The sequence below is a fragment of the Pseudoalteromonas sp. ASV78 genome, from assembly GCF_047806705.1.
GTDB lineage: Bacteria > Pseudomonadota > Gammaproteobacteria > Enterobacterales > Alteromonadaceae > Pseudoalteromonas > Pseudoalteromonas prydzensis_A.
Window position 1 is genome coordinate 3,226,817 of sequence record NZ_JBLOPA010000001.1, and the last position, 12,151, is coordinate 3,238,967.

12 protein-coding genes are annotated in these 12,151 nt (G+C 41.0%); 3 read left to right on the forward strand and 9 right to left on the reverse strand.

Going from position 1 to position 12,151, the window contains the following annotated elements; all coding sequences use genetic code 11:
• Positions 1–29 precede the first annotated feature (29 nt).
• The 6 genes from ACMVDV_RS14610 to abc-f form a co-directional block, all read right to left on the reverse strand.
• Positions 30–953, reverse strand: coding sequence for a HEAT repeat domain-containing protein (locus tag ACMVDV_RS14610; protein ID WP_416158616.1), 924 nt, complete (start codon positions 951–953; stop codon positions 30–32).
• A 148-nt stretch (positions 954–1,101) separates the two neighbouring features.
• The gene (locus ACMVDV_RS14615) at positions 1,102–2,295 is read right to left on the reverse strand and encodes a dipeptidase (protein WP_416158617.1); all 1,194 of its coding nucleotides are present in this window, start codon (positions 2,293–2,295) and stop codon (positions 1,102–1,104) included.
• Between the two features lie 59 nt (positions 2,296–2,354).
• Positions 2,355–2,600 carry a YheU family protein gene (locus tag ACMVDV_RS14620; RefSeq protein WP_192543172.1) on the reverse strand — a complete coding sequence of 82 codons (246 nt, stop codon included), beginning with the start codon at positions 2,598–2,600 and terminating at the stop codon, positions 2,355–2,357.
• Positions 2,597–3,577: a hydrolase gene (locus ACMVDV_RS14625; RefSeq protein WP_283709839.1), complete on the reverse strand. Its 981-nt coding sequence runs from the start codon at positions 3,575–3,577 to the stop codon at positions 2,597–2,599. Before ACMVDV_RS14625 ends, ACMVDV_RS14620 begins: the two co-directional genes overlap by 4 nt.
• A 1,188-nt stretch (positions 3,578–4,765) precedes the next feature.
• A complete protein-coding gene (locus ACMVDV_RS14630) occupies positions 4,766–5,179 on the reverse strand; it encodes a TIGR02444 family protein (RefSeq protein ID WP_416158618.1) in 414 nt (137 codons plus the stop codon).
• A complete protein-coding gene (gene abc-f, locus ACMVDV_RS14635; protein WP_416158619.1) occupies positions 5,166–7,088 on the reverse strand; it encodes a ribosomal protection-like ABC-F family protein in 1,923 nt (640 codons plus the stop codon). The genes ACMVDV_RS14630 and abc-f overlap by 14 nt, the downstream gene beginning before the upstream one ends.
• 148 nt (positions 7,089–7,236) lie before the next feature.
• Between abc-f and ACMVDV_RS14640 the strand changes: the two genes are divergently transcribed.
• Positions 7,237–7,440, forward strand: a complete 204-nt coding sequence (locus tag ACMVDV_RS14640) for a YheV family putative zinc ribbon protein (RefSeq protein ID WP_029216159.1) — start codon at positions 7,237–7,239, stop codon at positions 7,438–7,440.
• A 12-nt stretch (positions 7,441–7,452) separates the two neighbouring features.
• On the opposite strand, the gene ACMVDV_RS14645 is transcribed toward ACMVDV_RS14640, so the two are convergent.
• Positions 7,453–7,668, reverse strand: coding sequence for a SlyX family protein (locus ACMVDV_RS14645; protein WP_182719570.1), 216 nt, complete (start codon positions 7,666–7,668; stop codon positions 7,453–7,455).
• Positions 7,665–8,654 carry a WD40 repeat domain-containing protein gene (locus tag ACMVDV_RS14650; RefSeq protein WP_416158620.1) on the reverse strand — a complete coding sequence of 330 codons (990 nt, stop codon included), beginning with the start codon at positions 8,652–8,654 and terminating at the stop codon, positions 7,665–7,667. Before ACMVDV_RS14650 ends, ACMVDV_RS14645 begins: the two co-directional genes overlap by 4 nt.
• Positions 8,655–8,855: 201 nt before the next feature.
• On the opposite strand from ACMVDV_RS14650, the gene fkpA reads away from it, so the two are divergent.
• Entirely contained in the window at positions 8,856–9,608 is a 753-nt protein-coding gene (fkpA, locus tag ACMVDV_RS14655; protein ID WP_416158621.1) for an FKBP-type peptidyl-prolyl cis-trans isomerase, read from the forward strand.
• Positions 9,609–10,075: 467 nt separating this feature from the next.
• On the opposite strand, the gene rsd is transcribed toward fkpA, so the two are convergent.
• Complete coding sequence (gene rsd, locus ACMVDV_RS14660; RefSeq protein ID WP_304182988.1) at positions 10,076–10,543, reverse strand: sigma D regulator; 468 nt, start codon at positions 10,541–10,543, stop codon at positions 10,076–10,078.
• Between the two features lie 496 nt (positions 10,544–11,039).
• On the opposite strand from rsd, the gene hemE reads away from it, so the two are divergent.
• The gene (gene hemE, locus ACMVDV_RS14665) at positions 11,040–12,104 is read left to right on the forward strand and encodes a uroporphyrinogen decarboxylase (protein ID WP_416158622.1); all 1,065 of its coding nucleotides are present in this window, start codon (positions 11,040–11,042) and stop codon (positions 12,102–12,104) included.
• The last annotated feature ends 47 nt before the right edge of the window (positions 12,105–12,151 follow it).

Consider the following 12,151-nt stretch of genomic DNA (forward strand, 5'->3'; position numbering starts at 1 on the left):
ATGGCTTGCTAGCGTGAGCTGTTTAGGTTTTAACCTTCATCTGCTAGGTGGTTTTGCAATTCATCCAACATTTTTTGATTGCCGAATACTTCATCAAGTAACGTTTTGACATCATTATCAGTGGGGTTTTTATATAGGCTTAAAAGATGCTGCGCCACTTGTTGACTGTAACCAGTTTGCTCATTCTGCGCTTGATAGTACTGCATCACTAAACCTTGCACAGCTAAGCGGCGCACATAGTCATTGTTATCAGTTTCTAATAACTGAGTAAACTTTTCGACAACCCGGTAGTCAAGCACTGGTGTCTGTGTGACTGTCTCGATTGCTTGTATTTTAAAATTACCATCGGTGCTATTGATTGCTAAATTAAAGAGACTATCAATAACAGCAAAGTCATATTCAGGCATGCTCTGTTTATTCAAGATATTCATATTTAATTGCAGTTGATTTAAAGCCACTAGGCGCTCTGCATCACTTATATTTGGGTTGAGAATTTGCTCTCTTAACTGAGTTGCCATTTTTTGAGCATAGTGTGGATCTGATTTTATACGTAGTTCATAGTCATCAGGTAACTCGGAGTAAAAGGCATGATAAGGGTTACTCGCTCGCATTTTAGCTTGCACTTGTTGTTCTTTTTCATTTAGCACCGCTAATACCAGCTCTTTAAAATCGTCGTTATTGGCTGCCTCTGCAAATGCTGGATTCTGTATTTGCAAATTAGCGAGTTGTAATTCTAAGGCGGTAATCTTTTTATTTAATAGATCAATTGATAGCTCATTATAATCGCTATTTAATGGGATGTTAGTGACCACTATTTCTGAACCATTTTGTTGTAGAGTAGTTTGTTTTGTATGCGGGGTTACTACATGTTTTGCGAAAAAAGTACCGTAACACGATATAGCAATGGCAATTGTGGCAACAACAATTGCTACAGAGCCTTTATTGATAGGCATTAAAAATGTGCTCCAAAGATAAAACGCTAATTTATCTTTTTTCGCTAAAAATTTCTGTTAAAAGATGTAAGAAGGTAGGTACAAAAATGAGTTTTTTGCTGTGGCTTTGTATATAAGCTCCAGTTGCCCAGAGCTTAACATTTATGAATTAATGCTTTTTCGCATACTGCTCGGCTTGTTGCCATACGCGTAGTACATTGTCACTTAATATTTTTTTGATATCAGTATCGCTGTAGCCTCTATCCATTAAGCCTTGTACAAGGTTAGGGTAGCTAGATACATCTTTTAAGCCAACTGGTAAAGAATCGCCAACACCATCATAATCAGAGCCAATACCAACATAATCGATACCAATTAGCTCGACAACGTGATCAATGTGATCAAGTACTTGCTCAAGGCTGGCAAACGGGAAGGGGTTTTTCTTACGGTACGCAGCATCAAAATCTTTACTTAGTTTAACGCCTTGCTTTTTAGCATCGTCTTTTTTGTTATTGAGTTGGTCGTACCAACTGCGGGAGTTAGATGTAACAAAACTTGAACCAAAGTTAATTTGAATAACACCGCCATTCTTTTTCAGTGCTAGTAACATGTCATCATCCATATTACGCTCAAAGCCTGGCGTGTATTTACGTAGCGATGAATGAGAGGCGATCACCGGCGTTTTAGATAGTTCTATTACTTGATAAAACGCATCATCTGAAATATGTGAAACATCAATCAGCATGCCGATGTTGTTCATCTCAGTAACCAGCTTTTTACCAAATGGGCTAAGCCCTTTCCATTTGCGGCGAATATCATACGACGAATCTGCAATATGGTTGCTTTGTGAGTGAGCTAGGGTGATATAGCGCACACCACGGTCAAAAAAGTGTTGTAAGTTTTTCATTTCGCCTTCAATGGGCGAGCCGTTTTCCATGCCCATGGCAAGTGACATTTTACCTGCTTTAAATTGCGCTTTAATATCAGCGGTAGAGCTTGCAATAGCAAACTTGTCTGGAGCACGTTGTGCAATCGCTTCCATGCTATCAATGAGTTGATTTGCTAATTGGTAGCTTTTACCTTTTCCTTCAAACTCTAAATGAGCTGGAATATAAATCGACATAAACGGCGCATTTAAGCCACCTTGTACTGCGCGCGGGTAGTCAAAATCACCGTCATCAGTGGCTTTAGTCACATCAGCCCATTTCGCATGAATACGGTACGGCACATCGATATGAGTATCGATCAAAATAGTTTCTTGGGTGAGTTTGATTGCTTTAGCTGAGGGGGTAATTGTAGCTGCATTTACTTGGCTGCTAAGAGCTAGAGAGATAGCAACAACCATTGAGCTTAGTTTTATCATTTTTAATGGCTCTTTAAGGAAAAAAGCCATTGTCTATTTTTGCAACGCTGGTTACAAGTTTACTCGTTAAATTGCTCTTCACTTTGCAGTGCTTTAAATTCGCTCTTCGAAATAATAGTGACCGATTCGTGTAGTTCAGAGAAAAACACCAGCGCTTCGCCAGTGGTTAATTGCTGCTTTACTTGCGCCACTTTACTTTCAATGCTGAATTCTTGCTCACCGTAATCGGTGCCTTCACGCAAAACATAGCTTTCAATAAGGTTATACAATGTGTCTTTATCGAGTTGTTGGTGTGGAATGATCATAACGGCTCTTTTTTAACGATCTGATTGAAGTACTCAGGCACGATTTGCTCTAACCAGTAAACAGGTTTAAATGGGTTACTACCCGTTATAAAACCAACATGGCCGCCTTTTTCTGAGATACGCAGCGTAACATGCTCACTCACATCTTGCCTACTAGGTACGGCTTTAATCGACAGCATAGGGTCATCTTTAGCGTGAATAATTAAAGTCGGTGTGGCGATGTGTTTTAAATATGCCTTGGCACTGGCTTGCTGGTAATAATCTTCAGCGCCATTAAAGCCATGCAGTGGTGCTGTGAGGTGCTCATCAAACAGCCATAAATCATCAATGGCCAGTAATTGCTCTGGCGTTAAATTAATTTGTTGCTTGATTTGCGGCAGTTTACGGTGCATGGACTTTTTCATCCGATCGAGCAAATACTTCTGATAAATTTTTGCTAAGCTTTTACGTATTACTTGGCATGATGCCGATAAATCATAAGGTGCAGATACAACCGCGGCGCCATTAAGTAAACATTGCTCCCCTTGTTCACCTAAATATTTTGCCAGTACGTTACCACCGAGTGAAAAACCAACTGCCAGCAAAGGTCGATCTGGGAACTGCTGTTTGAGCTGTTTTATAAAAAAATCAAGGTCGCCAGTTTCGCCACTATGATAAGCGCGGGGTAGGCGGTTAGCTTCAGTCGAACAATTACGAAAATGCATTAATACAACGCTAAAACCACTTTTTTTCAGGGCTTTCATCATACCTTTGGCATAAAAGCTATTTATGTTGCCCTCAAGGCCGTGCAGCACAATAGCCAGTGGCGTGTGGTCATTTTTTGGTAGCGACCAAGCAAGCTCTAAAAAATCACCGTCTGGGGTATCAAGCTGTTCTAATTGGTAACGTGTATTATGAAAGGGGCGAAAAAAACGCGGCATAATTGTTTGCACATGACGATTACTCATCCACCACGCAGGCTTGAAATTTGTAAGCATAATTTAAAACATGTTTAGCTATTTGAATTGCTAGTGTAACAAATTTTAATAAAAAGCCCCTAATCAAACAAGTTGATAAGGGGCTTTGCGCGTCGTGCTTAATTCTGATTAGGTGTTTTGTCGTCATGTACTTTCTTGATAAAAAAGTACACAAAGAAAAGGCATAATCCGATCACGATTCCCAGAAAACCAAATGATAAAAATAGTACTGGGTCACTAAAAAAGTCTCTGAAGAATACGTCCATAAATGCCTCCTAATGGCTATGGGTTCATCATAGGCTGGCTTGGCAGGGCTTGATATGATCCAGATCAAGCTATTTTGTTGATTATAAAAAGGGCGGTTCGGATGTTGATTTGGATCAAGGAAGCTAAGTGAAGTTAGAGAAGGGGAAAGGTTAAAGAGACAAAGCTCTGGGGATCTTGTGGGCCATCATTGATGAAAAAAATTGGAAGTTACCAGTCTTTGCAGTTTTCTTGTAAACTGCATTGTTTATAAAAACTGTAATGTAAGGAGAGATCTTGAGGGTTACGCGGATAGTTAAATACACTTTAGTGATGGCATTTTTTTATGTAATTTTAGGTTTCTTGACATCCCTGGTTATCAATAGGGTTGCGAGACTAACCTTTGAAGACTTTTTCGTAATCCAGTTAATTCCCTCAGCTTTCTTATCCATGTTCATGTATGGGGTTATGGCTTACAGAAGTTCGAGCCATAATTGGCAATACGCATGTGCGGTTTATGTGTTGGGGTTTTTATTTAGCACTGCGATCACTTCGTTTATTTTGCAAGAGTTGTATATCCCGCCAACTTTAGCTTTTGAGCTACCTATTTCATTTTTAAGTGCAGTTATAGGAACATTAATAGGTATAAGGTTGAGAACCAAAAATAACAACAAGCCTACAGCCGCAGAATTAACGCGCTAAAGCACGACCTACACAAGCGCTAGTATAGCTTTTACTGGCTTTCCTCTAAAGCGCAGCGTCTCTCACCCTCTTTGTGAATAAGTCATTTAAAGGTCTTTTTGCACAAAGAGAAGAGCATGAGAAGTAAATGAGGGTGAATTTAAAGTTTATTCGCAGCTAAAGCTGGCTCCTACAAGATTTGGTTACCCGTAGGAAATGGCTTTAGCCATGAATTATTTTTGTTATTAGGATTGTCGCGCTAAAGCACGACCTACATGAGAGCTTTTACAAATATAACGATGTGTTATTTGGCGTGCTGCAAGGTGTTAGAGCAAAGCTATTAATTGTGGTTATTAACATCTGTTGTTGTTGCTTTTCTAGCTTTAACTCGGCGCTGAGTAGGTCTTTACGAATTGCAGCATAATCTGCAATTTCGGTTTGATTCGCTTTTAAATAGCCGCGTGTAGCACGCAGGGGTTGTAATACGTGTTGATCAAGTTCACTAATGGATTGTGCAAGTTTGTTTAGCTGTGCTTGGCTAATTGCTAGATTGAGGGAATCTAAATAGTAGAGTAGCAAGCACAGGTTAACGTTTTTACCTTGCTGGTTTTGATAATCCAACAGACGCGCTTGCATATCACCTTCACTATAAAGCTGACATGCAAACTGCCAAAAGTCATCGCTATTAAGCAAGTTCATCGGCAAACGCTTGTTCTTTTTCTTCCAGCTCTTCAAGAGCCATGAGTAGCTGCTCTTCGATGTCGTTTAGTTTTGGCGTGAGCGTAGCTTGCTTGGCTAATAGCTCTTTTAACTTCGCTTTGTTGTCATCATTATAAAGCTCGTTATCGCCTAGATATTCTTCGATTTCAGCTAATTCCGCTGAGTGTTTATCAAGTTGCTTTTCGAGCTTTTCAATTTGTTTTTTAAGTGGTTGCACGGCTTTTCTAAATTCGGCCTCTAGGCGTTTTTGCTCTTTGCGATTGACTTGCGAATTAGCTTTTGGCTCATCGTCAGCTTGAGTGGCTTTTGCCGCTTCTTTATTAGCATTAAGTAACCATTGATAGTATTCGTCTAAGTCGTAGCCAAACTGGGTTACTTCACCGTTATCCACTAAGTAATATTCGTCGGCGGTGTTTTTTAGCATGTGACGGTCATGGGATACAGTTACCATCGCGCCTTCAAAGCCTTGTAATGCCATAACCAGTGCATGACGCATTTCTAAATCAAGGTGGTTGGTTGGCTCATCCAGTAGCAGTAAGTTAGGTTTTTGATAAACTAACATCGCTAACACTAGACGGGCTTTTTCACCACCAGAAAACGGCGCAACTGGCTCAAGGGCTTTATCGCCAATAAAGGCAAAACCACCTAAAAAGTCGCGCAGTGATTGCTCGCTCGCTTTTGGGTTTAAACGCTGTAAATGAGTCACTGCGCTGGCTTTTAAATCGAGTGATTCCAATTGGTGCTGGGCAAAGTAACCAATATTTAAACCCTGATGCTGAAACACTTCACCGGCTTGCGGTTGTAACTCGCCTGATAGCAATTTGATTAATGTAGATTTACCCGCGCCATTACGGCCAAGTAGGGCGATACGACTACCCGGTACTAAGTTAAGTTTTATACTGTGTAATATTGTCGTGTCGCCATAACCTGCTTGCGCTTTATCTAGCGTCATTAAAGGGTTTGGCAGCGCGATTGGCTCGGAAAATTCAAAATCAAACGGTGAGTCGGCATGAGCGGGGGCGAGTTTTTCCATGCGCTCAAGGGCTTTAACACGGCTTTGTGCTTGCTTAGCTTTACTGGCTTTGGCTTTAAAACGAGTAATAAACTGCTCAAGGTGGGCAATTTGTTCTTGTTGTTTTTCAAACATAGCTTGGTGCTGTAATAAACGCTCTGCTTTTTGGCGTTCAAACTGCGAGTAATTACCTTTGTAGACATTGATCAGCTGCTTATCAATATGCCAAATTTGATCAACTACCGCGTCTAAAAACTCGCGGTCATGCGATATTAATACCAGTGTACCTGTGTAGGCGCGTAAAAAGCGCTCTAGCCAATACACGGCATCTAAATCTAAATGGTTGGTTGGCTCATCCAGTAATAATAAGTCCGCGTCGCGAATAAGTGCTTGCGCAAGGTTTAAGCGCATGCGCCAGCCACCGGAAAAATCACTCACTGGGTTTTCGATTTGGTTATTGGCAAACCCTAAACCATGCAGCAGTTCACCGGCTTTGGCTTCTATGCTATAGCCTTTAATGTTTTCTAACTGAATATGAACTTTGGCTTGAATGTCGCCATCGTTATGTTGTTCAGCTTCGCGTAGCGCAATACGTAATACGTAATAATCTGGGTGGCCTTGTAACACATAATCAATGGCGCTGATCTCAAGCGCTGGCGTTTCTTGCTTTACTGAGGCAATCGACCAATCTTTAGGAATACTGCAATTACCAGCATCAAGCTGTAGCTCAGATTTTAATAAGCTAAATAGCGTTGACTTACCGCAACCATTTGCACCAACGAGGCCAACTTTGTGCTCTGGAAATAAGGTTGCCGATGCGTCTTTAAGTAGTGCTTTACCGCCACGGAGTAATTCAATTTCTGAGATCTGGATCATGTATTATGCGCTTTACTGTGCCTGTGTGAACTTGGCGCTATCATAGCACGGAAGCTGGGCTATATTTCAATTGCTAGCGTATCAACTGAGCAGTTATTGGGTTAAAATGCGGCGAGTTTCTTTTCTAATCTAACTGTGAGAAAGCGTAGTGAAGCAGAAAAAACGATTTATTGCTGGGGCAACCTGTCCAGAGTGTAAAACCATGGATATGATGATGCTTTATAAAGAGCATGATGTAGAAAAAGTTGAGTGCATGCAGTGCGGCCATAAAATGGCACAGCCAGAGCAGGCAGTGCAAGCATCAACACGCCAATTTGAACAAGTCATTGGCGTGTTTAAACCGGGCGATTAAGCGACGCTGCAATCAATAGTGTGGCGGCGGTGGCTCTGGCGTGTCTGACATCATCATCGACGATGCTTGCGACTCTTTAATTTTTTCAGCCAGTAGCTCTGTTTGGCGTTTCATTTTTGCTAATAGCTGCTGGTGAACTTTGATTTCGTCATTTAAAATTTCAATCGTTTCATCTTGAAAGGCCACTTTGGCTTCAAGTTCTGTTAAGCGATGTTCAATTGTGTTCATTTTTTTTCTCGTCTAGTAAAGCGCTCAGCGATCCCACTGGAGCTTTCGGTTAACAACCCTGTATCGTTGTCAGTAAAAGCGACATCAAGCACCACCGCCGATTTTGGTTTGCTGCCTTCGCGCGGGGTGACACGCCAACTTTGAATTTGTTCACCCGTAGCTAATTGCCATAAATCAACTAAGCGATTAGGTGAGCCTGTTGCCAGTAATGTGCCTGCGTCATTAAAGCGTACCGCAGTGAAAATTCTCTGGCGGGCAATATACTGCAGTTTACTAACAAGATCACCTGTTGTCAGCTGCCATACATGTGCTTGTGCCATACTGTCTGCGGTAAATGCATAGCGACCTTGTGGATCAAGTGCCACTTGAGTCACTCTGGTGGGGTGATTAAAGCGATGGATCACTTGCCCTGTACGAGTGTCCCAAAAGTAGGCGGCATAATCGTTAGAGCCACTGAGAGCAAAGTGCCCATTAGGGGATAAATCGACCACGTTAATTTTTTCTTGGTGACCAAGGAACTCTATGCGCCTACCGGTTTCTAACTCGAGGTAAACAACCACGCCATCGCTGCGGCCATACAAAACACTGCGGCCTTGGTTGCTAATTGCGATATCTCGAATGGTAGCGGTTTTGATTTTGTAATAGCCGGTATTTTTACCGCTGGCAATATCCCAGACGGCAAAGGTGGTTTTTTCTGCGGTGACAGCATGACTATTGTCATAGGCTATGGCGACAGTATGAACTAGGCTATCTTGATCTTGCTGCTGAAACCATTGGTATTTTAGTGCTTGCTGTTGATTATCCCACAGAGCGACCCCATGGTGTATGGATGAGATCAGGCTGTATTTGCCATCATGAGATACCGCTGAGGCAAATGCGCCTCTAGCTGCATGCTCATAGCTTGCAGTCGCTTGGTCTTTTTGTTCTGAGCAGGCAATCAGTAAGGTGCAGCACAGAAGATACAAAAAAGTACGAAATATCGACATATTAAAGGTATTTCCCCTTAACTCTTAGTGATTGAGAGGTTAGACTAGGGCACGTTAGACGCCAAGGTTGTTTATCTAATAACTTGAAAGTGAGCGGTAGCTTACAATCAGAAATTAGATAAGTAGCCTATCACGGGCCGTTAATCATTAACTAGTAATAATACAATAAATGACATCTGCAAAGTGTGTCGGAGATTTAAAATGAAAAAGACGATTAAATTGTCATTGATTGCAGCGTCAGTTTTTGCGCTAACAGCTTGTAATCAAGAAGCAAAACAAGAACAAGCACCTGTAACGCTTGATACTGAAGCACAACAACAAGCATACGGTATTGGTGCATCTGTTGGTAACTTTTTAAATAAAGATTTAGCTGACAAAAAAGAGCTAGGTATTGAGCTTGACCAAGCACTATTAATTCGTGGTTTTGAAGATGCCCTTGCTGGTGATGCAAAAATTGACGAAGAAAAAATTCGTGAAGTATTAACTGCATTAGATACATCAGTGCGTACTAAACAAGAAGCACACGCTAAAGTTGAAGCTGAAAAGAGCCAAGCTGCAGGTGTTAAATACTTAGCAGATAACGCTAACAAAGAAGGCGTTACAGTAACTGAATCTGGCCTACAGTATGAAGTGATCACCCAAGGTGATGGCGAAAAACCAGTCGCTACAGATGTAGTAAAAGTGCATTATAAAGGTACTTTATTAGACGGTACTGAATTCGACAGCTCTTATTCACGTAACGAACCAACAACTTTTCCTCTTAACCGCGTGATCGCTGGTTGGACTGAAGGTTTACAACTTATGCCAGTTGGCTCTAAGTACAAGTTCACTATTCCAGCTGAGCTTGCTTACGGCGATCGTGACTTAGGTAAAATTCCAGCTAACTCAACGCTTGTTTTTGAAGTAGAACTACTTGAAATTCAAGACGAAGAGAAGGCAGCTGCTGCAGAGTAATTAGTTATTCTGGATTGAAAAGGGGCTAATTAGCTCCTTTTTTGTTGCTAAAACTTTAGCTGAAGGCGGCTTCTTTTATAATCAGTGTACCGGCATCAGCATTAAGCTTAATTTGGATGCCGATCGGCAAAATAAGTGGTCGTTTGAGATAACCAATCATCACGCTTCGGTAGGCAGGAATAGTCTGCGGTTTAATGTAATCTGCAAAAATTTCAGCAAGTGTTATGAGCCCTAGCCATTTCCTGGACTGCAATCGTTACAGTCACCAAAAACAACCCCTCCAGTGCACCCATTAGTTTTAAAGTGCTAAGCATGCGGTCAATCCGACAAGGCTATCATTACATTATCGAAATATAAGTTTCATTTTTTTTGGTTTGGCTAGGAATATTTAATTTATTTTTGAATCAACAGCAGTGAAAAAGTAAACAAGGAGCAGGGCTCCTTGCTACATCATCAATGTGGCTTATCTAGGTATGATTAGAATACAAATTATCGATTAATTCATCTTCTAGCTCAAAGCGCAGCTCAAGTGCTTCGCCAAGTTTTGATAAGTCATCATCAAAATCATTGAGTAAATCTTCTTTGTCCACTTCTGCATATTTATCATTAAAATCAAGTGCAGTATCGGTAGTTTCTGAAATTCGTGGATAAAGTTCACTTGCTAGCTGTTGGCTGTGAGGGCCTTTTTGCTCACATGCTTTGGCAATGTCGTCATACACTTCAAAGTGCCCAGCAGATAAGTAGTCCATCAAAATTTGGCAAAAATTTTGGATCTGTAATTGATCTGGTAAAGCGTGGTCTTTTTTATCATACGGTGAAAAGCCAGCAATACGACAATATAAGACTAACAGTTCTTGACGTTCTGTCAGCCATTTGTCGATAACGGTGTGGCTACCACCCCATTTTTGTTGAGCTTTTTCCAAACGCGTCAGCATTATCATTCTCCTTAGCTGGGTTGGTTTCCTCTATAACAATGAAATATGCAGTAAAGATCAACACATTTTTTAAATAATTTAGTAATAAAAGATTAATGTATTGATATATAGCTAGTTATGATTACTACAAGGCAATTGTTTTAGGCAAGAAAAAACCACCATAAATGGTGGTTTAATTTCTTTTCCATGACCTGTTTAAACAAGCTTTCTTATTGTTATGGGAAGATTTTTATTTTTGTTGTTATATAATTTTTTATTGTTTTTATTGTTAACGCGGGACAAGTTATACCAAGCTTTTTACAATGTTGCAAACATATTAATAAAAAATTTCAAATGTTACTGCTTGTGTTGTTGCTTGTTGCTTGGTTTTTAAGCGAAAAATAAAACTCATGATCTATATCTATCCAAGCGCGTTTTGCTGTTATTGCGATAGAGCGCTGTGCGATATGGTGATACAATCTGCGCAATTTCATAACAGCTTTAGGATCTCTTACGCATGAGCGAATTAAAAAACGACCGTTATTTACGTGCATTACAAAAACAACCTGTTGATGTAACTCCGGTATGGATGATGCGCCAAGCAGGGCGCTATTTACCAGAATACCGTGCAACACGTGCACAAGCGGGCGATTTTATGAGCCTGTGTAAAAATGCTGAGCTAGCGTGCGAAGTGACACTACAGCCACTGCGTCGTTATCCATTAGATGCTGCTATTTTATTTAGTGACATTTTAACCATCCCTGATGCGATGGGTTTAGGCTTGTACTTTGAAACGGGTGAGGGTCCTAAATTTGAACGGCCAATCTCATCGTTAGCCGATGTGAAAAAGATTCCAAAGCTTGATCCAACAGACGAGCTTGGCTATGTAATGAATGCTGTGAGCACTATACGCCGTGAGCTGAAAGGTGAAGTGCCGCTAATTGGTTTTTCAGGTTCACCTTGGACACTCGCTACTTACATGGTTGAAGGTGGTAGCAGCAAGGTATTTGGTAAAATAAAAAAAATGGCATTTGCAGAGCCGCAAACATTGCATTTATTGCTCGATAAATTAGCTGATTCAGTGATCGACTACTTAAATGCCCAAATTAAAGCCGGTGCGCAGTCTCTGATGATATTTGACTCTTGGGGTGGTGTATTAAGCCCGCGTGATTACAACGAGTTTTCATTGCAATACATGCACAAGATTGTAGATGGCTTAATTCGTGAATACGATGGCCGTAAAGTGCCTGTAACGCTGTTTACTAAAAATGGCGGTCAATGGATAGAAGCGATTGCAGCAACAGGCTGTGATGCAGTAGGCCTCGATTGGACTATTAATATTGGCGATGCTAAACGTCGTGTTGGCGATAAAGTGGCACTGCAAGGCAATATGGATCCGTCAATGCTACATGGTACACCTGATCGTATTCGCCAAGAGGTCGCAACAATTCTTGCAGATTTTGGTACCGGTAATGGCCATGTATTTAACTTAGGCCATGGTATTACGCCAGATGTAGACCCTGAGAACGCTGGCGTATTTATCAACGCAGTGCATGAGTTAAGTGCGCAATATCATAAGTAATTAATTTGCTTTATGCGTGAACATTAAAAAAGCCCGCTTACATTAAG